The organism is Brevibacillus sp. JNUCC-41 (genome assembly GCF_014844095.1).
Taxonomy (GTDB): Bacteria; Bacillota; Bacilli; order Bacillales; family DSM-1321; genus Peribacillus; species Peribacillus aracenensis.
In genome coordinates, this window is record NZ_CP062163.1 from 434,536 (window position 1) to 458,421 (window position 23,886).

The 23,886-nt window shown below is 40.5% G+C and carries 29 protein-coding genes and 3 riboswitches; of the genes, 19 read left to right on the forward strand and 10 right to left on the reverse strand.

From position 1 onward, the window contains the following. The first annotated feature begins 18 nt into the window (after window positions 1-18). Both JNUCC41_RS02130 and JNUCC41_RS02135 read left to right on the forward strand, forming a co-directional pair. Entirely contained in the window at window positions 19-324 is a 306-nt protein-coding gene (locus JNUCC41_RS02130) for a hypothetical protein (RefSeq protein WP_192206161.1), read from the forward strand. Between the two features lie 30 nt (window positions 325-354). Then, entirely contained in the window at window positions 355-1,506 is a 1,152-nt protein-coding gene (locus tag JNUCC41_RS02135) for a CAP domain-containing protein (protein WP_353618313.1), read from the forward strand. 89 nt (window positions 1,507-1,595) lie between these two features. Here the strand turns inward: JNUCC41_RS02135 and JNUCC41_RS02140 are convergent, their stop codons facing one another. After that, the gene (locus JNUCC41_RS02140; RefSeq protein WP_192206163.1) at window positions 1,596-2,789 is read right to left on the reverse strand and encodes a nucleoside transporter C-terminal domain-containing protein; all 1,194 of its coding nucleotides are present in this window, start codon (window positions 2,787-2,789) and stop codon (window positions 1,596-1,598) included. A 166-nt stretch (window positions 2,790-2,955) separates the two neighbouring features. Beyond that, a riboswitch (purine riboswitch) is annotated at window positions 2,956-3,056 on the reverse strand. A gap of 203 nt (window positions 3,057-3,259) precedes the next feature. Here JNUCC41_RS02140 and JNUCC41_RS02145 point away from each other — a divergent pair. Continuing rightward, window positions 3,260-3,973, forward strand: a complete 714-nt coding sequence (locus JNUCC41_RS02145) for a DUF421 domain-containing protein (RefSeq protein ID WP_192206164.1) — start codon at window positions 3,260-3,262, stop codon at window positions 3,971-3,973. Window positions 3,974-4,056: 83 nt separating this feature from the next. Here the strand turns inward: JNUCC41_RS02145 and JNUCC41_RS02150 are convergent, their stop codons facing one another. After that, the gene (locus tag JNUCC41_RS02150) at window positions 4,057-4,803 is read right to left on the reverse strand and encodes an alpha/beta hydrolase (protein ID WP_192206165.1); all 747 of its coding nucleotides are present in this window, start codon (window positions 4,801-4,803) and stop codon (window positions 4,057-4,059) included. 310 nt (window positions 4,804-5,113) lie between these two features. Here JNUCC41_RS02150 and JNUCC41_RS02155 point away from each other — a divergent pair, with 310 nt between their 5' ends. The 3 genes from JNUCC41_RS02155 to JNUCC41_RS02165 all read left to right on the forward strand — a co-directional run bounded on the left by JNUCC41_RS02155 (window position 5,114) and on the right by JNUCC41_RS02165 (window position 6,130). Beyond that, on the forward strand, window positions 5,114-5,434 hold the full coding sequence (locus JNUCC41_RS02155; protein ID WP_192206166.1) for a PadR family transcriptional regulator: 321 nt from the start codon (window positions 5,114-5,116) through the stop codon (window positions 5,432-5,434). A gap of 158 nt (window positions 5,435-5,592) precedes the next feature. After that, entirely contained in the window at window positions 5,593-5,823 is a 231-nt protein-coding gene (locus JNUCC41_RS02160; protein WP_192206167.1) for a hypothetical protein, read from the forward strand. A gap of 118 nt (window positions 5,824-5,941) precedes the next feature. After that, window positions 5,942-6,130: a hypothetical protein gene (locus tag JNUCC41_RS02165; protein ID WP_192206168.1), complete on the forward strand. Its 189-nt coding sequence runs from the start codon at window positions 5,942-5,944 to the stop codon at window positions 6,128-6,130. Between the two features lie 50 nt (window positions 6,131-6,180). On the opposite strand, the gene JNUCC41_RS02170 is transcribed toward JNUCC41_RS02165, so the two are convergent. Further along, the gene (locus tag JNUCC41_RS02170; protein ID WP_192206169.1) at window positions 6,181-6,330 is read right to left on the reverse strand and encodes a hypothetical protein; all 150 of its coding nucleotides are present in this window, start codon (window positions 6,328-6,330) and stop codon (window positions 6,181-6,183) included. Between the two features lie 20 nt (window positions 6,331-6,350). Next, window positions 6,351-6,893 carry a VUT family protein gene (locus tag JNUCC41_RS02175; RefSeq protein ID WP_192206170.1) on the reverse strand — a complete coding sequence of 181 codons (543 nt, stop codon included), beginning with the start codon at window positions 6,891-6,893 and terminating at the stop codon, window positions 6,351-6,353. A gap of 50 nt (window positions 6,894-6,943) precedes the next feature. Continuing rightward, window positions 6,944-6,986: riboswitch (PreQ1 riboswitch) on the reverse strand. Between the two features lie 216 nt (window positions 6,987-7,202). On the opposite strand from JNUCC41_RS02175, the gene JNUCC41_RS02180 reads away from it, so the two are divergent. Together JNUCC41_RS02180 and JNUCC41_RS02185 are read left to right on the forward strand one after the other, a co-directional pair. Then, a complete protein-coding gene (locus tag JNUCC41_RS02180) occupies window positions 7,203-7,679 on the forward strand; it encodes an SRPBCC family protein (RefSeq protein WP_228467489.1) in 477 nt (158 codons plus the stop codon). Between the two features lie 43 nt (window positions 7,680-7,722). Further along, on the forward strand, window positions 7,723-8,163 hold the full coding sequence (locus JNUCC41_RS02185) for an SRPBCC family protein (protein WP_192206171.1): 441 nt from the start codon (window positions 7,723-7,725) through the stop codon (window positions 8,161-8,163). A gap of 239 nt (window positions 8,164-8,402) precedes the next feature. Here the strand turns inward: JNUCC41_RS02185 and JNUCC41_RS02190 are convergent, their stop codons facing one another. Together JNUCC41_RS02190 and JNUCC41_RS02195 are read right to left on the reverse strand one after the other, a co-directional pair. Then, a complete protein-coding gene (locus JNUCC41_RS02190) occupies window positions 8,403-9,374 on the reverse strand; it encodes an HD domain-containing protein (RefSeq protein ID WP_192206172.1) in 972 nt (323 codons plus the stop codon). Then, window positions 9,371-9,676 (reverse strand): hypothetical protein, encoded by a 306-nt coding sequence (locus tag JNUCC41_RS02195; RefSeq protein ID WP_192206173.1) that lies wholly within the window; start codon window positions 9,674-9,676, stop codon window positions 9,371-9,373. Before JNUCC41_RS02195 ends, JNUCC41_RS02190 begins: the two co-directional genes overlap by 4 nt. 335 nt (window positions 9,677-10,011) lie before the next feature. Here JNUCC41_RS02195 and JNUCC41_RS02200 point away from each other — a divergent pair, with 335 nt between their 5' ends. Together JNUCC41_RS02200 and JNUCC41_RS02205 are read left to right on the forward strand one after the other, a co-directional pair. Continuing rightward, window positions 10,012-10,581, forward strand: coding sequence for a TetR/AcrR family transcriptional regulator (locus JNUCC41_RS02200; RefSeq protein ID WP_192206174.1), 570 nt, complete (start codon window positions 10,012-10,014; stop codon window positions 10,579-10,581). A 51-nt stretch (window positions 10,582-10,632) separates the two neighbouring features. Next, window positions 10,633-10,980: a DUF4260 domain-containing protein gene (locus JNUCC41_RS02205; protein WP_192206175.1), complete on the forward strand. Its 348-nt coding sequence runs from the start codon at window positions 10,633-10,635 to the stop codon at window positions 10,978-10,980. Between the two features lie 54 nt (window positions 10,981-11,034). Here JNUCC41_RS02205 and queE read toward each other — a convergent pair whose 3' ends face one another. From queE to queC, 3 genes are read right to left on the reverse strand one after another with little or no spacing between them, the layout of a single operon-like run. Then, complete coding sequence (queE, locus tag JNUCC41_RS02210) at window positions 11,035-11,763, reverse strand: 7-carboxy-7-deazaguanine synthase QueE (protein WP_192206176.1); 729 nt, start codon at window positions 11,761-11,763, stop codon at window positions 11,035-11,037. Further along, entirely contained in the window at window positions 11,756-12,226 is a 471-nt protein-coding gene (gene queD / locus JNUCC41_RS02215) for a 6-carboxytetrahydropterin synthase QueD (RefSeq protein ID WP_192206177.1), read from the reverse strand. Before queD ends, queE begins: the two co-directional genes overlap by 8 nt. Beyond that, window positions 12,226-12,891 carry a 7-cyano-7-deazaguanine synthase QueC gene (gene queC / locus JNUCC41_RS02220; RefSeq protein ID WP_192206178.1) on the reverse strand — a complete coding sequence of 222 codons (666 nt, stop codon included), beginning with the start codon at window positions 12,889-12,891 and terminating at the stop codon, window positions 12,226-12,228. The genes queD and queC overlap by 1 nt, the downstream gene beginning before the upstream one ends. Before the next feature lie 55 nt (window positions 12,892-12,946). After that, window positions 12,947-12,989, reverse strand: a riboswitch (PreQ1 riboswitch). Between the two features lie 185 nt (window positions 12,990-13,174). Between queC and JNUCC41_RS02225 the strand changes: the two genes are divergently transcribed. The 8 genes from JNUCC41_RS02225 (at window position 13,175) to JNUCC41_RS02260 (ending at window position 21,857) form a co-directional block, all read left to right on the forward strand. Then, window positions 13,175-14,854 (forward strand): methyl-accepting chemotaxis protein, encoded by a 1,680-nt coding sequence (locus JNUCC41_RS02225; RefSeq protein ID WP_192206179.1) that lies wholly within the window; start codon window positions 13,175-13,177, stop codon window positions 14,852-14,854. Window positions 14,855-15,312: 458 nt separating this feature from the next. Continuing rightward, window positions 15,313-15,528 (forward strand): hypothetical protein, encoded by a 216-nt coding sequence (locus JNUCC41_RS02230; RefSeq protein WP_192206180.1) that lies wholly within the window; start codon window positions 15,313-15,315, stop codon window positions 15,526-15,528. Between the two features lie 792 nt (window positions 15,529-16,320). Then, the gene (gene pgsB, locus JNUCC41_RS02235) at window positions 16,321-17,502 is read left to right on the forward strand and encodes a poly-gamma-glutamate synthase PgsB (protein ID WP_192206181.1); all 1,182 of its coding nucleotides are present in this window, start codon (window positions 16,321-16,323) and stop codon (window positions 17,500-17,502) included. A gap of 15 nt (window positions 17,503-17,517) precedes the next feature. After that, window positions 17,518-17,967, forward strand: a complete 450-nt coding sequence (gene pgsC / locus JNUCC41_RS02240; RefSeq protein WP_192206182.1) for a poly-gamma-glutamate biosynthesis protein PgsC — start codon at window positions 17,518-17,520, stop codon at window positions 17,965-17,967. 10 nt (window positions 17,968-17,977) lie between these two features. After that, window positions 17,978-19,270 carry a CapA family protein gene (locus JNUCC41_RS02245; RefSeq protein ID WP_192206183.1) on the forward strand — a complete coding sequence of 431 codons (1,293 nt, stop codon included), beginning with the start codon at window positions 17,978-17,980 and terminating at the stop codon, window positions 19,268-19,270. A 69-nt stretch (window positions 19,271-19,339) separates the two neighbouring features. Continuing rightward, window positions 19,340-20,923 (forward strand): gamma-glutamyltransferase family protein, encoded by a 1,584-nt coding sequence (locus JNUCC41_RS02250; protein ID WP_192206184.1) that lies wholly within the window; start codon window positions 19,340-19,342, stop codon window positions 20,921-20,923. A gap of 69 nt (window positions 20,924-20,992) precedes the next feature. Next, a complete protein-coding gene (locus tag JNUCC41_RS02255; RefSeq protein ID WP_192208356.1) occupies window positions 20,993-21,142 on the forward strand; it encodes a CapE family protein in 150 nt (49 codons plus the stop codon). Window positions 21,143-21,227: 85 nt separating this feature from the next. After that, the gene (locus JNUCC41_RS02260) at window positions 21,228-21,857 is read left to right on the forward strand and encodes a poly-gamma-glutamate hydrolase family protein (protein WP_192206185.1); all 630 of its coding nucleotides are present in this window, start codon (window positions 21,228-21,230) and stop codon (window positions 21,855-21,857) included. Between the two features lie 5 nt (window positions 21,858-21,862). On the opposite strand, the gene JNUCC41_RS02265 is transcribed toward JNUCC41_RS02260, so the two are convergent. Beyond that, entirely contained in the window at window positions 21,863-23,065 is a 1,203-nt protein-coding gene (locus JNUCC41_RS02265) for a C40 family peptidase (protein WP_192206186.1), read from the reverse strand. Between the two features lie 389 nt (window positions 23,066-23,454). On the opposite strand from JNUCC41_RS02265, the gene JNUCC41_RS02270 reads away from it, so the two are divergent. Next, on the forward strand, window positions 23,455-23,736 hold the full coding sequence (locus JNUCC41_RS02270) for an iron-sulfur cluster biosynthesis family protein (RefSeq protein WP_228467622.1): 282 nt from the start codon (window positions 23,455-23,457) through the stop codon (window positions 23,734-23,736). Window positions 23,737-23,886 lie beyond the last annotated feature (150 nt).

The following is a 23,886-nucleotide window of genomic DNA, read 5'->3' on the forward strand; positions in this document are numbered from 1 at the left end:
GAAACCAAGGGGTGACATATGAGGGTCTTATTAGAATTGATACGCATCATACTAATATTCGGGATAGCCGGAACAATCATTTCGACCATTGTAAACGGCATATATATAAACATCGGAGTGAATCAGTATGGCTGGCTAGGCTCGATTGCCATTCTGCTTTTATTATTCGTCTGGTACAGAAATAAGCTTCAGTTCAGTGGCTGGTATTCGGGAAAAGGGAAGGAAAATCTTCCCAAAACGGCCTCACAAATCCTCATTCTGTGTTCAGTATTTTTGCTATGTACCCCGCCTGTTTTAAGTGTGCTGCAGATGATCTTTCATTAATCGGGATTCTATATCCTGGATAGAGCAGGAGTGAACGATTTGCGGAAATTATTTAATATTGTGGTCCTCATACTCCTACTCTCTGGATTATGGTATGGATATGGTAAAGATATTCAGGAGTCTGGATTCAAAGCGGGGGCCAGTGCCTTTGCAACGGATGTCCGCTCCTTTATAACCGGGCCCGAGGTTACGACTGCCTTGGAAAAACTGAGTACTGGGGTCAGCAGTATCATCGGCTCGATGACGGAAACATTGGATTCCGCTTCTGAAAAAGAATCGCAGGAAACAGAAAAAGTGAAAAAACCAGCACTGGAAGCGCCTGCTGATGCTTCCTTCTCGGTCCATAATATTGAAATTGGCGACACGAAGGATGATGTAGAAAAATTGGCTGGTGAAGCTAAGCGGAATACGCGGAATGAATATGGCGTGAACTGGTTCGCCTATCACGAAAATTATCAAAATTTCTTCATGGTTGCCTACGATAACAACAATAAAGTTGTCGGTTTATATACGAATCAAGATTTAATTTCCTCGAAGGAAGGCATTAAACGCGGCACTCCCAAAGAAAACGTGACCGGGAAAATGGGGGAGCCTGTAACAAAACTGCTTAAAGGAAACGTCTATTACCAGATTCGAAGTGACAGCGGCGAATACGATATGTTTGAAATGGATAATAGCTATGTGACCATTTTTTATGACAAACATGAGAAAAATACAGTCACGGCAATCCAAATCATCGACGCAAAACTCGAAAAGCAAAAGAGTGGCTATTTTGCAGAAGCCGGCCCCGAATTAAAGAAGGGCTTTGAATATCAATTATTCGATTTGACCAATGCATCACGGGTCAATCATGATCTCTCCGTGCTTTCATGGGATAAACGAGTGAAGGTCACGGCACAGGATCATAGTAAAGATATGGCCGTGAATCAATACTTCAACCATACAAACCTTGAAGGAGAATCCCCGTTCGACCGGATGGAAGATGACAAAATCACTTTTCGAATGGCGGGGGAAAACCTGGCTGCCGGTCAGAATAGCAGTATTTTTGCCCATGAGGGCCTAATGAATTCCATTGGCCACAGGGAAAATAAATTACAGAAGGATTTTGAATCGCTCGGTGTCGGAGTTGCCTTCGATCAGGAAAATAAACCATATTATACGGAGAACTATTTGACGAAATGAACAAAAAGCTGTGCATGGGAAAATCCAGCACAGCTTTTTTCACACAAGAAAGGGCATCCAATTATAAAAATGGATGCCCTTGTTTTAGATCACCAAACGAATAACCCAACGACCATGGCACTCAGCAAGGAAACAGCCATCCCGCTAACCAGCAATTTCCAAACATTCCTTCCGATGATGTTCGATTTCTCATCATTGAGGATGGAATTGAACGTTCCATAGATCATGCCCACTGTACTGAAGTTGGCAAATGACGTCAGATAAGTGACAGCCACGGCAACTGTATGCGGAGACAGTGTACTGACTTTATCTTTTAAATCGAGCAAGGCAACGAACTCATTCGTGGCAAGCTTGATTCCCATCAATTGAGCGACGTACATCGCATCATCTCCAGTTAGTCCAAGCAGGAATGCAAATGGACTAAAAATGACAGAGAAAATCTTTTGAATGGTCAAGCCATCCACAAAGAAACCGAAAATGCCGTTTACGCTGGCCGTTAAGGCCACATAGCCGATAACCATCGCCATGATGACGAAGACCATTTTGGCCCCGACAAGCATACTGTTGGAAATGGTGGAAAAGAAATCTTTACGTTCCTCTTTAGAAGGTACATAAACGACGTCTTCCTCTTTACTGACGTCGACCGGATTCAGCATGTTTGCTATCAGCAAGGCATTTAAGCAGTTCAAAGGTATCGCTACAAAAACATAGGTTGCCGGTACCATGGAGAGGTAGGCTCCAATGATTGAACCACTGATGCTGCTCATGCTCATGATTCCAAATGTCAAAAGACGCTGATCCTTAATCGCACTGAGCTGCATGCGGAGAACGGCAAGTGCCTCGGTATTCCCTAGGAACATCATTTGAATCGAAAAGAAACTCTCAAGTTTTGGCAAACCGGATACTTTTGAGATGAGCCATCCCACTTTATCAATGATCCAGGTAAGTATACCGAAATACGATAAAACATCAAAAAACGTGATAATGAAGATAATTGGCATCAATGCGCTGAAAAAGAAATCCACATGTTCATTTGCCATAAGTGAAGGAAAGACGAAAGAAATTCCTTCATTCGCACATTCAATCAACCAGGTGAAGAATGAAGCGATCAGATTGATGACCCATGCCCCAATTTTAGTGGATAACATGAACCATGTGATAAGTAATTCGAGAACCAGCAAGGTAAGAATGGCTTTCCACTTAACATTCCTTTTATTAGGTGAACAAAGGTAAACGATGCCCATTACAACCAAAACACCTAGTATATTCAATAAGAAATACATGATTTCATCCCCTTTGGATATATTATTTCCCATTCATTTTTTTTATATAAAAAGCCCTCACCTTTTTACACTTTCAGCCGCAGGAAGAAAGTGTGAAAAAGTAAGAGCCTCTTGAAATGTTTTGTGGATCAAGCCTCTTCAAGCCACCCAAAACCTGTTCATCTCTTCTATTTTCATACTTCCTTGTAGTCCGGCATTACGGCTGCCAGGTAGAAACTATCAGACCATCATCACTGATATTATACAAGGATATTTTTTTAATGAATTTCTCAGGAAAGATATCATTTTAAATCAGTTTATTTTTAATTACAATACATTTCAAAGTTGTTATATTAATATAAATTTTTCGAAAACAGTCAAGGAAGTCTCCAAGTGCCAATTTTGGGTAATACTAATGAAGAAGCTGGCTTAAACCCTCCCAGTTGTTTCAATTCACCTTACTAACACAGGAAATAAGGACGTGAATTTTTGTGGATTTTTTTCATAGCCAGGAAACTCTTACTGCATTTGAGTGGACTTTAAGAGCCATCATATCCTTTTTCTTCTTAATTTTTTTGGTTAAATTGATGGGGCAACGGTCCATTTCCCAGTTAAGATTACTTGATTTCATAATGGCGTTAACTATTGGGAACATTCTTGCCCGCCCTTTGTCTGATGAACAGTCAGGCTTGAAGGGCTCAATGATCACGGCCTTTGCATTAGTCATCTTATATATAATCAGTTTGTTTTTGAGCCTTAAGTGGGGGAAACTCCGTAGTTTTTTTGACTCCGCCCCCTTTCCGCTTATCGAAAATGGGCAAATCATTTACAAAAGCCTATCAAGGGCCCGAATCTCCATCGATGATTTATTATCGGAATTAAGAAAAGAAAAGGTCGAAGATATTCAAAAGGTATCCCTTGCACTATGGGAACCGGGCGGTACCATTTCATTGTTTTTATACCCTCAATATGAAGCGGTAACACCAGCAGATATGCACCTAGCAACAACTGACTTCAATTTTCCTAAAACGATTATTAAAGAAGGGACGATTGATTCTAAAGAATTAAATCGGGGCGGTAAAGACGAAGAATGGCTGAAAAAAGAAATTAAAACAACCTATAATGCCGACGTGAACGATATTTTATTGGCAACTCTTGATAATAACGATAACTTAAAGGTCTTTTTCTACAAAGAGCCAAAATAAAAACCCCCAAACATTGTGTAAAGCCTACTTATGAATGTAGGCTTATAGCACGTCAACGTAAAGGGGATTTATTAACTCGCTTATTACTCCGACCAATTCAGTGTATTCAAGAACTTATAAACATCTTCATACACTTGATTACGTTCCTTACCCAATGTGATGATATGACCTGATTTTTCATACCATATCAAGTGTTTATGCTGCGTATCGACTTCATTGAAAATCGCTGTAGCACTCTCCGTATAGTCGGGATCATCCAAACGCCCTTGTAAAACAAGGGTTGGTGATGTGATCAAATCTAAATCTTCACCTGTCTCATTTATGATATTCAACACATCTTTTAGTTGAGGCATAGGCTCTTCTTCCAGCAGCTTCACTTCTGCAGCAATTTGGTCTGCATCTTTGCCCTCAAACTTCTTATAAGCCTGTGCATAATTGAGCAAGCGGTTCTTTTGTCGATCGATACTTTTTCCTTTCGTCGGAGCGCACATTGAAACCACCCCTGTTACAGGCAATTCAATTCCCACTTTTAATGAGAAAACTCCTCCTAAAGAAATTCCCACAACAGCAATTTCCTCATAGCCTTCATCTTTAAGGAAATTATAACCATCCACTACGTCTTTCCACCATTCCTTTGGACCTGTTTTAACAAGTTCCTCGGCTGATACTCCGTGCCCACTATAAAGAGGTCCGTGGCAAGTATAGTCGAGATCATTCAAGTACTTTCCTAATTTCTTCATATCTCCTGTACTTCCGGTAAACCCGTGAAGTAAAAGAACAGCTCTTTTTCCACCTCTGTATGTGAATGACTCAGGTGCTTTCACTTTCATCTATCTAGGACCTTCTTTCTTTGCTCATGTTGATAAATAGAATCTAAATGATTTTCGAAAAAAAATCAATTAATACCCCTTGAGTAGTGATTCTTCTATCCTATTCCGAATTTTCATTAAAACAATTAAATCATGTATATTGTATCCTTACCACACTCTTCACAACTCATCCGTTCCGAAGCACATTTTACTATGATTAAAATTATTTAGCAATCGTCATTTAACCATTTTTTTTAAGAAAAGTAAAATGCACCTTGTGTTACGATGTACACCATATTACACTTTAAAAATGAAAAGGAGGAGAATTTATTTGGATAAAGAATTAATGAAGGGAAGCATTGACCTCCTTTTGCTTTCACTTCTCTCACAAAAAAGGCTATACGGCTATGAAATCACGAAGATCTTGAAGGAAATGAGCATGGGAAAATATCAAATAAGTGAAGGCACCCTCTACTCCGCCCTTAAACGATTAGAAAAAAAAGAATTCATAACAGGCCATTGGAAAGAGTCAGATTCAGGCCGCAGGAAATATTATCACGTCACCGAAAATGGACAAACCGAACTTGAACGGAAACGAGAATGCTTTTACTTCCTGGAAAATTTAGTCCGGAAAAGCGCAGAGCAATTCTAAACAAAATAAAAAGCTCCCTGCACCCATTACTTGGAGGCACAGGAAGCTTTTTTTTGCCGAATTTGGGCTGTTTACTCGTGAATTCATACCGCATTCATGATTTTCGTACCGTTTACTCGTGAATTTCGCACTTTTACTCGTGAATTCATACTGCACTCATGATTTCGCACCTTTTACTCGTGAATTTCGCACTTTTACTCGTGAATTTTGCTGTTTTACTCGTGAATTTCGCACTTTTACTCGTGAATTCATACTACACTCACGATTTCGCACCTTTTACTCGTGAGTTTGGCACTTTTACTCGTGAATTTTGCTGTTTTACTCGTGAATTTTGCTGTTTTACTCGTGAATTCATACTACACTCACGATTTCGCAACGTTTACTCGTGAATTTCGCACTTTTACTCGTGAATTCATACCGCATTCATGATTTCGCACCTTTTACTCGTGAATTTTGCACTTTTACACGTGAATTTTGCTGTTTTACTCGTGAATTCATATTACACTCATGATTTCGCAACGTTTACTCGTGAGTTTGGCACTTTTACTCGTGAATTTTGCTGTTTTACTCGTGAGTTTCGCACTTTTACTCGTGAATTTCGCACTTTTACTCGTGAATTCATACTACACTCACGATTTCGCACCTTTTACTCGTGAATTTCGCACTTTTACTCGTGAATTCATACTGCACTCATGATTTCGCACCGTTTACTCGTGAGTTACTCTATTCACGCAACAAAAAAAGACCTAATTAGGTCTTTTTTTGTCTATTCCTTTATGCTTGCGATAATTGGCGCAAGAGAGCTTCATGCAATCCCCTTGAACATGCGGGCCATATTTTTCACGAAAGGCCTCGAGGCAATAGCATTTATCTTCTTCTTTTTTGGTTCCATCCATCGAGTGCATCCCTCCTAGCTTTAACTGGAGACTACACGTTTCTCCAGCTCTACGTTGATTCGTCCCAACAGTACGGCACCAATTGACTGAATGATCGTTTTAACGATGATTTGGCCGATGACCGCAGCGGGTACTGCTTCCCATGGCAATATATTGGCACCCAATGGACTTAGGCCAATCACGACAAATATCACCGAATCGAAAAACCCTCCAACGATTCCGCTGTAAAACACTCTCCAACTCATCGGGAGTTTTAAACGGGTATATATTTCGGTATCCGCTGTTTCTGCGACCATGAACGATAATGCGGAAGCAAATACAATCAATAACGTATCTCCTAATAAAAATGATACACACGCAGATAAAATAAGTGCAATGACGATACATATATAGGTTTTTGCGCGGCCGAACTTATTCTGGACGAGATCTCGAAAGATGAAGGTTCCCCCGATGAGCAATGTACCCATTGGAATGATGAACATGCCAAAATGTAAGGGCGCAAAAGCTGCTGTAACCACATTCGCCGTGATGATGGATACTAAATACAATAAAATTCTTAACATTTATTAATTCTCCTTATACAGAAAAAACAGCACCCTAAGAAAGAGCACTGTTCCCCTTAGTTTTTTTGAGAGGGTAGCTAGAACCTCTTCCGCCCGAGCGGATTATCATTTTCCTTATTTATCGTAGCTTGAAAGCGATTGGAAATCAAGAAGTTTCCATATCGCTTGTATCGGACAATGGTCAATGCAATGACTCTGCCGACTTTTGTCGCAGAAAACTGCTTGAAGGGCAGTATATGAAAAGCCGACAATGATTGATAGAATAATGTTACGATCTTGATATGAAGTATAAACGCGAGGAGGAAAAAGATGATGAAAAAACCATCGTTTGTTCATGCTATTTATATCGCGACCACACCAGAGAAGCTTTGGGAAGCCCTGACGAGCGGTGAAGTCACGAAGAAGTACCATTTTGGATGCCAAGTCCAGTCTGACTGGCAAGAAGGCTCAAGCGTTAAATATATGCTGGAAGATGGGCGTATTACTGATCATGGTAAAGTACTCGAGTGTGAGCCGCTGCACCTGCTCTCGTTCACTTGGAACATGACAGGAGAAGAAACACCTCGCGAGCAGCCTACTCGTGTCACTTTTATACTGCAGCCCATGGATGATACGACTGTGAAGTTAACGCTTAGGCATGAGGAGCTTTTGGAGACGGATTTTATATATGATGATCATACCTTTGAAGGCTTGAATAATGGATGGCCAGCGATTCTAAGTAACCTGAAGAGCTTGCTTGAAACTGGACGGACCCTGCCGCCGATAACAGTAGATCGGGATAATTAAGTAACAGTGGAAAATTTAAAAAAATCGAAAGAGAGTGATAGTGATGGATACGCAAATAATCACGAAATTCACAATAGTCAAACCAACAAATGAAGTGTTTGAAGCCATAGTGGACCCAGAAAGAATCGGGAATTTCTGGTTCTCATCGAGTTCTGAAAGATGGGAACAAGGCAGGACGCTTACATTGAGATATAACGAATACGATGCTGAAGTGGTTATTAATGTATTGGAAGTAGAGGAAAATAGGAAAATCGTGTTCGCATGGGGAGGAAATGATCAAGAAACGATAGTTACAATTACCCTAAAAGAGTCGGATAAAATGAGTACAATTATTGAAGTGAACGAATCAGGTTTGAAAGAGGACGACCCCGAATTGATAAATAAAATGATAGGACAAAAGGAAGGTTGGGTTTATACATTAACGTGTTTAAAGGGTTACTTAGAAAATGGGGTTAATACTTTGAGAGCATCCATAATTTTTTAATTTTTAAAGGGTGCTGGTTCAGATTAGATAGATCACTAAAAATGCAGTTGGGCGTCCTGACTCCCGGCACAATGGCACTTAAGATTTTTAAGCATGTTGTTCCTTTTGATAAGTCTTACCTTTTTTCCTTAATCAAGGTCAAAGAAAGCATACAGGAGGAGACCTTAAATGCTTCCGAGAAAAAACTCAAGGATGAATATCCTTGAGTTTTATATTTTCCATATGGTTTAACATAACATTCAATCGGATATCACTTTTAGATATATGCCCTTCGAAGCTTTTTTATAGGCTTCAATTCCCATTTTCTTGACTCTCTCTGATAAACTCGATGCTCTTAATAATTGGGTTCCTTCAATAACGGAAGGATCAATAAGGCGCACTTTATTTTTCCGATGTAAATCGTATTCCAATTGATTTTCTATCACCTTTACGTTACCATGGATCCGTTTTAACAGATTTTTCACCTCATGGTCTTCAGTGGAGCTTAACAAGGACATAACTTCTTCATCTGTACCGAGTAAGTCATCTAGGCTGATCAGATTTTTAGCCAAAGCCAATTTTAAGGTCTTTGCCAATACATCATAGCCATATATATTAAGTGGGTTCATGAAAAAATCAATAACTTCACTGTAATACGTTTTCACAAACCATTCCGCCGATTCAATATTATCCAGATACATCCTTCCATTTATTATGATTACATGATCTAAGAAGTCTTGAACGGATTCCAGTGTGATATGTCCATATTGATACATATCCCGGAGTGTATAATCAACCCGATCGGCGCATAACTCAGGTGCTGGCTGTTCAAGCAATTCCCATTTTGATTGAACTATGACTTCACAATCAAATCCATACTTCTTCAGTATAAATGGGATTTCTGATTCCATAATGACATGATCATATATCTTTTCATGATAATCTTCATCCTTACAATCCAGAACGAAATCAATAACATGTGAGAATGCAGTATGGGATACGTCATGCAGCAAGCCCGCGATTTGTTCCTCCAATGAACCTCCAAGCGCTTTAATTAAAAGCATCACACCAAGTGAATGGTCAAATCGTGTAACGTCCCACTTCTCATTAACTAAATAACTTGCCCCGCCTTGATGTATCCCCTTTAATCTTTGGACGGGTTTGCTTAGAATCAGCTCTTCAAGAACTCCCTCTACAATGTGTTTCCCATAGATACTATCCAAAACTATCAATAACTGCCGCCTCCCCCATTAGTAGGTGGTTCTGTAAAAATTATTTCCCCCTTTTCATTTTGCTCATATTGCCTTTTTGCCAATTTGCTTATTTCTTTATCATCATTCAAATCGACATCACCTGGAGTGACCTCATCAATACCTTCTATCGTTATCATTTCTTTTATTATTACCCGGTCTGGTTGATTCACTTTAAAACTGTCTTCTACAGGCTTCGTTTTATCTTTATACGGTTTAGCGAATAAAAAATAGCCGGTCAAGACTATGATAATTGAACCGAAAATACCGAATTTCATTTTCATTCATTCATCCCCTCCAACGCTATATCAATACCTCCATAATACCACAAGAGGTAATTAATGGTATTTAAGTGAGCCAAGCGCATATATAGCTGGTTCCTTTTTTCTGTTACATGACATGAATATTTCCTCTGATTCATCTAACGGGTTACAGGGAATATTCCCTAGGCAATGTCCTGCCTCCTCCCCTTTGCAACATAGGAGAAATTCCAGTTCATCAAATGGTAAAGTCTCCCTGAAAAAACAGTACTTTATAATATGATCTAATAATTGACATTTGAAAATCAGTGAGGTAACATTTCAATTAACCAGTGGTCAATAAATAAGGGGGTCTCAAGATGTCGCCAAGGAAATCGGCAGGTAAAGAACTGTCAAGGGACATGGTCTTGAATGAAGCCAGAAACCTTTTTGCAACGTTAGGGTATTCGAATGTCTCAATGAGGCAATTGGCTAAATCATTGGAATGCAGCCATGGAGCCATATATTATCATTTTAAAAATAAGGCAGAAATATTTTATAATTTGGTAAAAACGGATTTTTCCGTTTTAAATACTTTAATCGATGATATCATCATGTCGGAAAATGACCCTTCTGTAAAAATGGAAAAGATTTTATTGTGCTTCTTGGAGTTCGGTTTAACCCAACAGAATCATTATTCCATCATGTTTTTATCGAAGGAAAAAGAAATTCAGCAGTTACTTCAATTCGATTCCAATAAAACATATGAAAAGCTAATCCAGTCCCTGACGGACCTGACGGACAACAAATTGAATCCTGCATCCATATGGTCGATTTTTCTTTCTCTTCACGGATTCATCACTTTTTATATTAATTCTGAACTATCTTATGAAGATGTTAAAGGCTTAGCTGATTTTCATGTAAAAAATATCATCGGAAACATCATATAATTTTTTCGAACATTATTGACCAATGGTCAAATAAATATTGGGGGTTTTAAAATGGTAAAGAAATTCCTTCATATTGAAGGACTCATGGTTCTTTTAGCGGTGATTTACATCTATTCGTTATATGAATTCAGCTGGTGGATATTCCTGTCATTGATTTTGTCTCCTGATGTTTCCATGCTGGCCTATCTGATCAATGATCGAATTGGAGCAAAGGTTTATAACCTATTTCACACTTATACCCTGTCCATCTTCATGATTTTGCTTGCCATTTTTCTAAAGTTCGATGCATTGTTGATGATTGGTTTAATTTGGACCGCACATATTGGAATGGATCGCTTATTTGGATATGGCCTCAAATACACATCTTCCTTCAAAGCTACACACATTCAAAGGCTGTAAAAAACTTAAAAGGCAGTGTGATTACACCATCACACTGCCTTTGCTCACTTTTCTTTATACGCCCCGCTTGTTGCCCCATATATAGGTATGCAGCTGGGGCAGCACTTTCACATCATTCAATTCATCATCTGCTATCACTTTGTCTATTAACTCTTCGTACTTCCTCAAAAGACCGCTGATCAATTGACGATCATCCGCCGTCCTGCTATCGTCATTGCCGACCTGCAAATAAAAAGGAATATCCGGATAACGCCCATGTACATGTTTGGCATATTGATAATCTTCCTCATTAAAGACGACAATCTTCAATGAGACATGATTTTCAGGATTTCGATTGGCAAGGTTCAAGAGGATTTGGTCGAGCACCGTAAAGTCCGTGTTCATTTTAGAGCTCGGCGGCTTAGGTGAAATCGTCAGTTCATCAATATCGAGAAACCAATCCTGCCATCGGCTCCCTTGTGTTTCGACACCTATCTTCATTTTATTTTCATGCAAGATCGCTATCAAGCCGTTTAGGTTTTTCAGCAGAGCCGGGTTTCCGCCTGATATCGTCACGAAGGAAAAACCGGAACCCCCAATTCGCTTCAGCTCATCCCATATTTCTCTAGCAGTCATTTGGACTGTATCTTCCTTACCGGTGCCATCCCAAGTAAATGCGGAATCACACCAGGCACATGAATAATCGCATCCGGCCGTCCGAACAAACATGGTTTTTTGACCAATGACCATTCCCTCACCTTGGATGGTCGGTCCGAAGATTTCCATAACCGGGAGTTTACTCACTTTCCATCCACTCCCGTCTGGCTTCTGCATAGCTTGTCGGCGTTTCGTATAGTCGAACAAATTCGACTCTAGCACCCTCATATTCTTTTAATGAAAGGGCTTCGGCCATTTTTTCATAAATCCAGACAACCATATTTTCAGCTGTTGTATTCATGAGCGGCAGGGTTTCATTCAAATAACGATGATCCAGGTGGATTTCAATTTCATTTTTCCATATATCCTTGATGTCCCCGAAATCTATCATCAAACCGCGTGAATCCGTATATCCGCTCAATCCGAATATGACCTTATATGTGTGGCCATGCAGGTTCTTGCATTTCCCTTCATAGTCATGCAGATGGTGCGCCGCGTCAAAGGTGAATTCCTTACTCACGAGAACCCTCTTGGTTGTATACTTCAATTGGCTGCGCTGAATGTCTTCATCTATTTTTTGGAGTTTATCCACTATTGTAAAACCGTACATCATGAAAGCACCTTCCGTCTGCTTACATAGTCATCCAGTCCTTTTTTCCGCAGATTACATGCCGGACAATCTCCACAGCCGTCGGAGATGATTCCGTTATAGCAAGTCAGGGTCTTTTCGCGGACAAAGTCGAAGGCGCCAAGCTGATCCGCAAGCTCCCATGTTTCTTCTTTATTAAGCCACATTAGCGGCGTATCAATCACGAATGACTGGTCCATTGACAAGTTCAAGGTCACATTCAACGATTTAATGAATACATCGCGGCAGTCAGGATATCCGCTGAAATCCGTTTCACAGACACCGGTGACAATATGTTTAGCGCCAATCTGACTCGCCAGCACTCCTGCAAACGAAAGGAACAGCAAATTCCTCCCTGGTACGAAAGTCGACGGCAACTCCCCTTCTTCTCCATCCTCAACTGCAATATCACTTCTCGTCAATGCATTCGGTGCCAGTTGGTTCAACAGCGACATGTCAAGGATATGATGGTTCACGCCCAATTCCTTGGCGATGTTTTGAGCGCATTCGATTTCCAAGCTATGCCGCTGATTATAATCGAACGTCACCGCTTCCACTTCCTCAAATCTCTCCAATGCCCAGAACAGGCACGTCGTACTGTCCTGACCTCCGCTAAACACAACCACTGCCTTTTCTTTCTTCTTCATTTCTATAAAACTCCTTTTTACGGAAAAAAACAGCACCCTAAGAATAGAGCACTGTTTCTCCTTAGTTTTTTTGAGAGGGTAGCTAGAACCTCTTCCGCCTTAACGCGGAATATTATATTTTTCCAAGTCAATAGTAACTTGAAAACGATTATAAATCAAGATGAATAGATTTAGTGAATAGTAGAGCTGATGGAAAATTTGGTTATCTTTTCATTGCTTAAATATCCCATTATCCGTCCGATAAAATAGTGTGATTAAAATATCGATAAAGGGGTCCATTAATTTGAAAAGCATTAAAGGAAAGGTATTGGTGGCATTTTCACTCATCATATCTTTATGTGTCATCTTAGGAGCATTCAACATTTACAGCAGCAACAAGTCACTGGTATATTCCCAGGATATCATCGAAAAGGAACTTCCGCTTCTTATCCAAGATGAAAAGCTGCTATATAATCTAGCACAAAGAACCGCATTCGCCCGAGCCTATATTCTATATGGTGACAAGAGTTATAAAGAAAGGTTCTTACAATATACTGAAGACAGCAAGGTCATCCAGGAAGATCTCCTGGCTTCGAGCGACTCTGATAAAGTGAAGGCATTGATCGAGAAAAGCGGGGATTGGAGGTTGATGATTGTCGACCGGGTATTTCCACAATATGAAAAGGGAAATGAAGAACGAGCGAAAGAGATACTCAAAAATGAAGTGGCGCCAATCAGCAATGAAGTAATGGAGGGTTTCAAGGAGCTTGCTTCGGAACGCGAGGAATTGATTGTCGCTTCAGGTGAAACCGTCATCGCAAGCGGGAAATCGGTAAAGACGACAAGTATCATCATATCCATTGCGGCAGTCCTTATCGGCCTTCTGCTGGCGCTTGTGACTGCCAACCTCATTACCACCCCCCTCCTTAAAATCAGGGACAGGATGAAAATGGTGGCTGACGGAGAGCTTAATCATGAGCCCCTTGAGCAAAAGTCATATGATGAAATGGGCGAATTAACGGTATCCGCCAACCAAATGCAGAAAAACCTTCGTGATACGATCGAAAAAATGCTCGTTGTATCCGAATCCGTTTCCAACCAAAGTGAGAATCTGACTCAATCAGCAAATGAAGTCCAGCAGGGCAGCAAACAAATAGCCACTACCATGCATGAACTTTCGGAAGGTTCGGAGTCACAGGCCAACCGGGCAGCTGAAGTGGTTCGCATGATGGATGATTTCACCGGCAGAATCGAGTTGGCCCGCCTAGAAGGAGTGGATGTTGCTAAAAGTTCAACCGAAATCCTTTCCTTGACCAAGGAGGGCACCACTTTAATGCGCAGTTCGATCCAACAGATGCAATATATTGATGGGATTGTAAAAAATGCCGTAGAGCAAGTGAAAGGGCTCGATTCCCAATCGCAGCAAATTTCGCAGCTTGTACAGGTCATCAAGAATATATCCAATCAAACCAATCTATTGGCATTGAATGCTGCCATAGAAGCCGCTCGTGCCGGTGAACATGGCAAGGGCTTTGCCGTCGTCGCCGATGAAGTGCGGAAACTCGCTGAAGAGGTCACACACTCCGTTGGGGATATCACCAATATTGTCTCCGCCATTCAAACGGATTCAAAAACAGTCGTCCACTCCCTGGAAGATGGTTATGCACAAGTGGATGAAGGCACGAAACAGATCACGCTCACAGGCCAAACCTTTGAAACAATCAATCACTCTGTCGGGAATATGGAAATGAAAATACAGCATATAACAGACGAATTGAACTATATCTCCACAAATAGCAAAAATATCAATCAGGCTATCGAAGATATCGCCGCGGTGTCTGAAGAGTCCGCAGCTGGAATCGAACAAGTCTCCGCCTCTGCTCAGCAATCCAGCTCTTCAATGGATGAAGTAACGAATCATGCCAGTGAACTTGCATCTTCGGCAGAACTGCTGACTGAACAGGTTAGGAAGTTCCAATTATGACACTAGCAATTTCCCGGCACATGAATGCGGGAAATTGCTTTTCCCTCCCATTATATAGATTGTTTCATTTTCGTAAATTCGGGGAATAAATAACTATAACCAATAATAAATCATTAAAAAGCAAATCTATCAAAAGATCTATCAAAAGCGGCTGGAAGTGAATATTTTCCTTTATTTTCAGAATATTTAGTGTATAATTAATTAAAGGAATATTTTAACTTAAATAACCATCACTTCCAATAACCGCTACTGCACATCCCGACATTCCCTTTCAACACCATGCACGGGCACTTATACTCAGTAAGGATCCATTGCATGCTCTCTCGAATCAAATCGTACACAACTTTTTTCACACAAAAACACGATTTTCACTCCAAATTTGTAAAAAAAGGTTAAATTACACACTTTATATGTTACTATTAAACCAAGACCTTTTAACCCCATAAGGAGGAATTCATATGAAACGTTTTTTCAAATTCATAACAGATTTTAACGAAAGAAAAGCACTGGAACGGGAAACCGAAGAATTCTTTCGCAAAGAACATGAAAATTATATGAAGATGAATCCTGACAATCAAGGAAAAAGAAGGAGATTAGCTCCTAGACTTTATGTGATTGATGGCGGTAAAAAGGACTCCAACCTTGAGATTTCTGACAGAAAGAAATCAAGTTAACCTGATTCCTTCCATAATCTGCTACCAAAAGCTGTAGCTCAAGACCTACAAACGGTAAATCTCCATGAAAAACGGAAATTCGTGACCATTCCATTCATTTACAATATATAAGCCGAAAGCTCAGATATGCTTCTGAGCTTTTTTTGTATTTCACTCTTCTATAAACACTATATTTATAGAAGAAACTAGGTATTTTTTAAAAAAATTGGGTTAACTTTAGTTTATTTCATGTTTAAGGTAAAAGATCCATTATAGTCCGCGGGGTATTCTCTGAGGAAAAACCCGGAAAATAAACAAAAAAAGAGATGTGTTCTTTTACTCATCTTTGATCAAATTCAAAAGAGTTCAACTAATTGAGTCGTTAGATGCAATATCTTACATTGAATAACAAATGCATAAATATTGTTACGTTTATGTCAAACAATGGGTATAAACAATTACCAAACTGTAATAAACGTCACTTTTAAAAACCAATTATTATTCAAATATAGCCATTAGGAATCAGGTTCAAATGCTCATAAAACTACTTTAATTCTGACCAAAATGGTACCTTTATTAAACTTTCCATAATTTAGTGTAAATTAACGGAGTATTCCATCGATTTCCAGACATAACTTTGTACTCATAAAACAATTTATCCCATTAGATACTATTACACCCTAATATACATTTATTTGAAAAACTTGAAAAAAACTATATTACAATAAAATAATTAGCTCTTGCCTATTAAGTTTAAAATCATGTAGTGTGTATTCAGTAATTCAAATATTTGAAAAAAAGAGAGGTTAAAAAATGGCACCGATATTTATTTGTGCGATCTTTTTGCTTGGCTATGGCATTTTCGAACAAAAACGCCATCAGAAGCGTCTCGACTCCATCCCAGTGCGTGTGAATGTGAATGGGATTCGAGGGAAATCGACTGTAACGCGTCTAATTACAGGTGTGATCCAGGAAGCTAAGTACAAAACAGTAGGCAAAACAACCGGAACATCAGCAAGAATGATCTATTGGTTTACCGATAAGGAAAAACCGATTGTACGCCGCCCAGAAGGACCCAACATAGGAGAACAGCGGCGTGTAGTTAAAGAAGTTGCCGATTTAGGCACGGAAGCACTGGTTTGTGAGTGCATGGCCGTACAGCCTGACTATCAACTAATCTTCCAAAACAAAATGATCCAAGCAAACATTGGCGTAATCGTGAATGTATTGGAAGACCATATGGATGTCATGGGACCGACTTTGGATGAGGTTGCTGAAGCTTTCACTGCTACCATTCCCTATAATGGTCACTTAATAACCATCGAAAGTGAATATTTGGACTTTTTCAAGCAAATTGCCAAAGAACGCAACACAAAAGTAATCGTTGCAGACAATTCGAGAATTTCGGAAGATTTTCTACGCGAATTCGACTATATGGTATTTCCTGATAATGCATCACTGGCCTTGGCCGTTGCGGAAGCTTTGGGCATCGATGAAAAAACAGCTTTTCGCGGAATGTTGAATGCTCATCCCGATCCAGGTGCCATGCGGATCACCAAATTCGGAGATTCCATCCAGCCAACTTTCTTTGTCAATGGCTTTGCTGCAAATGACGCGTCATCGACACTGAACATCTGGGAACGTGTCAATACGTTCGGATACAGCACAGAACCTCCTATCGTCATCATGAATTGCCGTCCCGACCGCGTGGACCGTACAGAGCAGTTTGCTAGAGATGTATTGCCTTACATAAAATCTGAAATCGTCATTTCCATTGGCGATACCACATCACCGATCACTCGGGCATTCGAGCAAGGTCAATTGGATACAAAAGAATATTGGGATTTAGAAAACTGGTCAACTGAAGAAATCGTTGCCCGCCTCCGCCCATTGATGAAAAATCGCATCGTCTACGGTGTCGGGAATATTCACGGTGCAGCGGAACCTTTAATTGAAGCATTCATGAAATCTAAAACAAAGCAAAAAGCAAGTTAAGTAGGAGGAACCTTAATGTTTGGATCGGATTTATATGTAGCCCTAGTACTGGGAGTAACGCTTAGCCTTATATTTTCAGAAAAGACGGGTGTCGTACCCGCAGGACTTATCGTGCCTGGTTATTTGGCATTAGTATTTGACCAATGGGAAATCATGCTGGTCATTTTGTCCATTAGTATAGTAACTTATTTGATCGTCGCTCACGGCCTTTCAAGATGGGTGATTTTATATGGAAGAAGAAAATTCGCAGCCATGATGGTAACCGGGATTTGCTTGAAACTCCTATTGGACTTAGTCTACCCCGTCATGCCATTTGAAATATTCGAGTTTCGGGGAATCGGTATAATCGTACCCGGATTGATAGCGAATACCATACAAAGACAAGGAATGCCATTGACACTTGGCAGCACGCTTTTATTATCCGGCTTGACTTTCGGTTTAATGAACGTGTACTACCTATTCTGAGGTGCAAAAAATGAAACGGAATTTAAATGCAAAAGAAAAAACACTTATCTTTATTAAACGCACGAAGAAAAAGAATCTTAAATACACTGGAATCATACTACCTATATTACTAATCGCTTTAGTCATTACCACTTGGATGGGACGGGCTGAAGAAGTGAAAACAACCGCTTCAAAAACTGATCAACCATTGACGATGACGATGGTCGGTGATGTGATGATGGGACGTTATGTTGAAGAAGTAACGGAAAAGCACGGGTATGATTACCTCTTCCGTTATATGAAGCCCTATTTTACCGATTCAGACTATGTCAGTGGGAATTATGAACATCCTGTTTTAAAAGAAGAGGTATCCAACTACAAGGAAGCAGACACGGCCATCAGGTTAAACTCCAATAATAGTGGTGTGAAAGCCGTTAAAGATGCGGGCTTCACTGTGATGAATTTGGCCAATAACCATATGATGGACTTCGAAGAACGAGGACTGCTTGACACGATTGATGAATTCAAAACTGAAGATATGCACTATGTGGGTGTTGGATCGAACACTACCGAAGCTAAAAATAGCATCGACTATGCGGATGTTAATGGCATGCGTGTCGCAACACTTGGCTTCACAGATGTTTACGGTAAGGACGCCGTGCCAAAAAGTAATAAAGCCGGGATATTGAACACCAACCCTGATTTATTATTTGAAATGATTGAAAAAGCAAAGGATGCCAAGCAAGGCAACGCAGACTTGGTTGTGGTGAATGTTCACTGGGGAATAGAATATTCAACATCTACAACCGCTCGTCAAACAGACTTGGCTAAAGCGATAATCGATGCAGGAGCTGATGTCATCATCGGCCATCATCCCCATGTGCTTCAATCGTTTGATGTTTATAAAGATGGAATCATTTTCTATAGCTTAGGAAACTTCGTTTTCGATCAAGGCTGGACACGCACAAAGGATTCAGCCATGGTTCAATACCATTTAGCGGAAGACGGAAAAGCTACAGTCGATGTCGTTCCACTGCAAATTGAAGAAGCAACACCAAGGCCAGCTACCTCTTCAATCGACAAATCACGTGTTTACCGTCAGTTGACGAAGGAAACGAGTGAAAAAACCCAATGGTCGAAAAAAGAGGATCACATCGAGATTACATTGGATCACAAAAAGGTAATCGACCATAAGGCTCAACGTGAGCAAGAAGAAAAAGCTGCGAAGGCAGCGAAAGAAGCGAAAGAAGCAAAAGAAAAGAAAGCTGCACAAAAGAAAAAGGCAGCACAAGCTATACAACAGGACATACAGCCCATTCAGTAAGGATCGATTGAATACTACTATGTGAAATGAGAAACAACTTGGAGTCTCAACGAGAAGGGGGAGTAATCGATGATTAACCGTGCGGCTTGGAAAATATTCATTTCACTTTGCCTGCTCATATATTTAGCTGGATGTTCGAAGACACCCCCTATTTCTGACACGAATGATCCGATAGATAGTAAAACGGAACAATCATATGGGGTCAGTTCTTCAAATCCAATCGCAATAGATGTCGGGATGGATATATTGAAAAATGGTGGAACGGCGGCGGATGCCGCCATTGCGGTATCCTATGTATTAGGTGTAGTTGAACCTTTTGGATCTGGCGTGGGTGGCGGCGGCGGTATGCTGATTGCACCGAAATCCGGCGATCCCAATTTTATCGATTATCGTGAATCCTCTCCGGAAGACCCAAGTTCAAGACACAATGCAGGGATTCCTGGCTTAGTGGCCGGCATGCAGGTTATAAGTGATAAGTATGGGAGCGTACCAATGGCAGACCTTCTCCAGCCGGCGATAGATTTGGCTGAAGGCGGATTTGAAGTCAACGAAATGTTATCATCACGCTTAGAAGCAGCTCAGCCGAGGATATCTTCCGATGCGACTTCACTTTTTTATCCTGATGGCGATGCCATTGAACCAGGCAAAACCCTCGTTCAAGAAAGACTTGCTAAAACATTGAAGCTGATTCAAAAGAAAGGTCCTGATGGTTTTTATAAAGGGGAAATCGCACGGGATATTAAAAGAGAAACAGATATCGACATGATGGATTTAAAGCGCTATGAGGTGAAAGAGCGTAAGCCGGTCCAAGGAACATTTGCCGGTTATGATGCTTTTACCGCCCCTCCGCCCTTTTCCGGGATTACCGTTCTTGAAATGCTAAAGCTCGCCGAGGAAATGAACCTCAGTGATTCTCCTAGCAAATCAACTTATATGAAGGTATTGGGGGGCATCACAGATACTGCTTATCAAGACCGATCCGCCAATATTGGGGATGGAATAAGTCACTCTAAGGCGGAAAAATTGCTCTCCCCCATTCACTTGGACAATCTTAAAAATATGATCAAAAGTGAAAAATGGAAAAATAAAGAATCGAATGGTTCCGAGGAACATGAAAGTACGACACATTTTGTGATCATAGACAAGTATGGCACTGTCGTTTCCGCCACAAATACGCTTAGTAACTTTTTCGGATCTGGTGATTATACAAATGGATTTTTCATTAACGATCAATTGAAAAATTTCCGGTCCGGCTTGAACGCTCAAGAGGCATATAAACGGTCAAGAACTTTCACCGCCCCTACCATTCTCAAGAAACCAGGGCAGGAATCGATTGGTATCGGCTCACCAGGCGGCGATAGAATTCCTCAAGTATTGATGCAGGTCCTTTATTCATATACAGAGAATGAAGGCTCATTTCAGGATATCATCGACCGTAATCGGTTCGTCTATGATGGAAATAAGATTTATACGGAATCCAGGCTTTCGAATGAAATAACAACGGATTTGGAAAATTCAGGATATGAAGTCATCCAGAAGATCTCCCCCATGTATTACGGCGGGGTTCAAGTACTCGTTAAAAACGAGAAAAATGGACAAGTATCCGGAGCTGGAGATAAAAGAAGGAATGGAAGCTGGAAAGCCCAGCAATAAAAGGGCAATCCAGTCCCTCCTTTTCTGAATATCATATGAATTTTAGCGATGCATAAGGGGACTTAGAATATGAATATCGTAAAAAAAATAACAAGCTGGGCTATACCCGTTTTTCTAATAGCTGCCCTGCTTGTGACCATGAATACATTTAAACGGACAGAGACGTTAACACCCGAAGAGCAACAGAAAATAGAACAATATACGACTATCGAAAAATAAAAAAAGCTGGGGCATCCCCGCTTTTTTTATTTTTGCCTTCAAGGGATATGGAAGATTAATTACCTACAAGATACGGAGGATAACCATGAATGAAAATAGCTATACCGATTTTATTGAACTGCAGCAAAATGAACAAGAAGAACTCGATTACCGCATCATCGTTCATCACAGGAATCCTGATATCGCAATTCTGGCCATACACGGCGGGAACATCGAACCTGGAACCAGCGAGATTGCAGCCGCACTTGGAGAGAGACTTTATGCAAGCACCTATCTTTTCGAAGGCCTTAAACTAAGGGGTAACCAGGTCCTCCATATAACATCCTGCTTGTTCAATGAACCGTTCGGCGTTTCAATGGCAGCGAACGCTCAGACCACCCTTTCGATCCATGGCCACTACGACGTACATAATGCGCTGGTTTACATCGGCGGAAGGAACGAACCCTATAAGAACCTCATTCAGCAATACCTCAGCAAAGCTGGATTTCAAACTGATCATGCACCGCAGCACCTTTCAGGCATGAAAGGAAACAACATCACCAATTCATCCAAGACGGGTGCAGGCGTGCAATTGGAACTTTCCACAAAGCTTAGAAAAAGCTTTTTCAAAGGTGATGACTTTACCAGTAAGAACAGGGTCAATCCATGTGATCTTTTTAAACGGTTCGTTACTGCCATTGAAAAAGCGACTCTTGAATATAAACAGGTTGAATGACTTTCTTAGTCCATCAGGCTTGCAACTTGACCGAAGCTTTCGAATTTCTGTGCAAAATAACCTGACGAAAGGTTGGAGATATGAACGCCTGCGTTTTCCGTTGTATTGAGAAAACGGCCATCACCTAGATATATGCCTACATGGGTCACACCTAGCCTTGTTCCTGTGTTGCTAAAAAATACTAAATCCCCCGCCTTTGGATTTTCGATTTTGGGCAGCAATGAGAAGTAATCCTCTGCGGAGCCCCGTTTTACTGTAAGACCCTGCTCCTTCATGACCCAATAAATGAAGCCGCTGCAATCCATTCCGGTCATTGGATCGTCTCCCCCGAAAACATAGGGGAATCCGCGTAAAGTGTATGCATACTTGATGACATCATATGCTTTATCATATGCAGCTTCCTGGTCTACATAAAACGGATATAACAGGTTGCTGTAAAGTTGAAGATACTGCCCTTGCATCAACTCATCAGTTCTTAACGCGTTACGGCTTTTGATCGTATTCATGGAAATGCTGTAATTCTCCGATATACTTTTAAGCGTTTCTCCAGTTTGGACGATATGCTCTCCTTTTGGCGTGTATGTTTTGTATGCCACTTGGTATTTGGCAAAGTAACCTTCTGTAGTGGATCTCACCTGAACCGTTTCTGCGCCATATCCAGAATTGACAAATTGGTTTTTGCCGACATAAATACCCGCAGTCACGACCTTTAAGCTGTCTTTTTCCAGAAAGAATATAATATCCCCGGTTTTCGGAGTGGCTGTATCCATCCCTTGCTTATAAAAACCATCTACTGTCAAACGGTCAACCGGCACATTTTGCTGGGAAAGCACCCAATGAATCAACCCGCTTGAATCAAACCCTTTTTCAGGCGTCTCCTCACCAGCTGTCTTTTTAAACCCTATAAAAGATTTCGCATATCTCGCAATTTTTTTTCCTCTCTCCGACCATTGATAGATGGAAGGAGTATACGCCGTTTGAATGATTGTCAACTTTTGGCCCGCAAATAACTTATCATCCGGTAAACCATTCGTTTTCATTAATTGCTCAGCCGATATATCATATGTCCTGGCAATCGATTCTACCGTTTCGCCAGAGATTACAGTATGCACAGGATCTGCCGCCTCGGCCTTTAAACCAGGTAAAAAAGTGAAACTAACCATGAATACCAATGTAAGTATCATGCAGCTTATTTTTCCATTAAACATTCTAACCCTTCCTTTATACGCTGAAATATTTTTAAATTTACACTGTTCAAGCAAATACCATCATATGAATCTTCTATCCTATAATCCACCAAATTACATATGACTTATTGCCTATTACAACGATATTATCGGCAAGGAAAATGAAACTTTTAGCCTATCTTTACAAAAAATCATCAGGCGGATACTATAAAACACCTTAAGAATGAATCAGCGCTGTAAAATTTCACCCCACCCAAGATAAGTGGGAAATCGAACAATCCCTAGAGGATTTTATTTTTTTATGCCGAATGGGTAATGTTAGTTGAAAGGAATCCCGGTCATGACGTGTATAACGGCTTGCCTTATTTATGAAGTGGATCACGATATAGGAGTGAATATTTTTGATAAGAATGACAGAGAAAGCCCGACAGGCAATTAAAGATATGCAGCATAGTTTGGGAGGGGAAACGTATTTAAGGTTTGGCATAAACAGACCTTGCTGTAACCAGATGAACTATACATTAAGCTTGGCAATCTCTAAAAAGGATCACGAGGAAATACTCGTTTTACATGATATAAAAATGTTGCTCGCCCCATCGGACTCCCATTTTACAGATCAAACGGAAATTGATTACGAAGGCGATGGATTTTTGATCAGGAACCCGAATCCGTTGGTATCACCTATCATCTAGCAGAAGAAAATAAGGAGAAAGCTTAAATGGCCTTCCCCTCGTTTCTATGAAACTATGACATGTACACTGTTTTTCCGCCCTTTATGGACACCATGTTTTACGAATATGGAGAGATAGTAATGAGTGATGCGGCTGTATTACTAGGTGGAG

Excerpts from the sequence above, each read along its gene's own strand:
- JNUCC41_RS02130 (WP_192206161.1), top strand. The coding sequence starts at position 19 with ATGAGGGTCTTATTAGAATTGATACGCATCATACTAATATTCGGGATA.
- JNUCC41_RS02140 (WP_192206163.1), bottom strand. The coding sequence starts at position 2,789 with ATGTATTTCTTATTGAATATACTAGGTGTTTTGGTTGTAATGGGCATC.
- JNUCC41_RS02150 (WP_192206165.1), bottom strand. The coding sequence starts at position 4,803 with ATGAAAGTGAAAGCACCTGAGTCATTCACATACAGAGGTGGAAAAAGA.
- JNUCC41_RS02160 (WP_192206167.1), top strand. The coding sequence starts at position 5,593 with ATGATTTCGCACCTTTTACTCGTGAATTTCGCACTTTTACTCGTGAAT.
- JNUCC41_RS02165 (WP_192206168.1), top strand. The coding sequence starts at position 5,942 with ATGATTTCGCAACGTTTACTCGTGAGTTTGGCACTTTTACTCGTGAAT.
- JNUCC41_RS02170 (WP_192206169.1), bottom strand. The coding sequence starts at position 6,330 with ATGGATGGAACCAAAAAAGAAGAAGATAAATGCTATTGCCTCGAGGCC.
- JNUCC41_RS02175 (WP_192206170.1), bottom strand. The coding sequence starts at position 6,893 with ATGTTAAGAATTTTATTGTATTTAGTATCCATCATCACGGCGAATGTG.
- JNUCC41_RS02180 (WP_228467489.1), top strand. The coding sequence starts at position 7,203 with ATGATGAAAAAACCATCGTTTGTTCATGCTATTTATATCGCGACCACA.
- JNUCC41_RS02185 (WP_192206171.1), top strand. The coding sequence starts at position 7,723 with ATGGATACGCAAATAATCACGAAATTCACAATAGTCAAACCAACAAAT.
- JNUCC41_RS02195 (WP_192206173.1), bottom strand. The coding sequence starts at position 9,676 with ATGAAAATGAAATTCGGTATTTTCGGTTCAATTATCATAGTCTTGACC.
- JNUCC41_RS02200 (WP_192206174.1), top strand. The coding sequence starts at position 10,012 with ATGTCGCCAAGGAAATCGGCAGGTAAAGAACTGTCAAGGGACATGGTC.
- JNUCC41_RS02205 (WP_192206175.1), top strand. The coding sequence starts at position 10,633 with ATGGTAAAGAAATTCCTTCATATTGAAGGACTCATGGTTCTTTTAGCG.
- queD (WP_192206177.1), bottom strand. The coding sequence starts at position 12,226 with ATGTACGGTTTTACAATAGTGGATAAACTCCAAAAAATAGATGAAGAC.
- queC (WP_192206178.1), bottom strand. The coding sequence starts at position 12,891 with ATGAAGAAGAAAGAAAAGGCAGTGGTTGTGTTTAGCGGAGGTCAGGAC.
- JNUCC41_RS02230 (WP_192206180.1), top strand. The coding sequence starts at position 15,313 with ATGAAACGTTTTTTCAAATTCATAACAGATTTTAACGAAAGAAAAGCA.
- pgsB (WP_192206181.1), top strand. The coding sequence starts at position 16,321 with ATGGCACCGATATTTATTTGTGCGATCTTTTTGCTTGGCTATGGCATT.
- pgsC (WP_192206182.1), top strand. The coding sequence starts at position 17,518 with ATGTTTGGATCGGATTTATATGTAGCCCTAGTACTGGGAGTAACGCTT.
- JNUCC41_RS02245 (WP_192206183.1), top strand. The coding sequence starts at position 17,978 with ATGAAACGGAATTTAAATGCAAAAGAAAAAACACTTATCTTTATTAAA.
- JNUCC41_RS02250 (WP_192206184.1), top strand. The coding sequence starts at position 19,340 with ATGATTAACCGTGCGGCTTGGAAAATATTCATTTCACTTTGCCTGCTC.
- JNUCC41_RS02255 (WP_192208356.1), top strand. The coding sequence starts at position 20,993 with ATGAATATCGTAAAAAAAATAACAAGCTGGGCTATACCCGTTTTTCTA.
- JNUCC41_RS02260 (WP_192206185.1), top strand. The coding sequence starts at position 21,228 with ATGAATGAAAATAGCTATACCGATTTTATTGAACTGCAGCAAAATGAA.
- JNUCC41_RS02265 (WP_192206186.1), bottom strand. The coding sequence starts at position 23,065 with ATGTTTAATGGAAAAATAAGCTGCATGATACTTACATTGGTATTCATG.
- JNUCC41_RS02270 (WP_228467622.1), top strand. The coding sequence starts at position 23,455 with ATGACAGAGAAAGCCCGACAGGCAATTAAAGATATGCAGCATAGTTTG.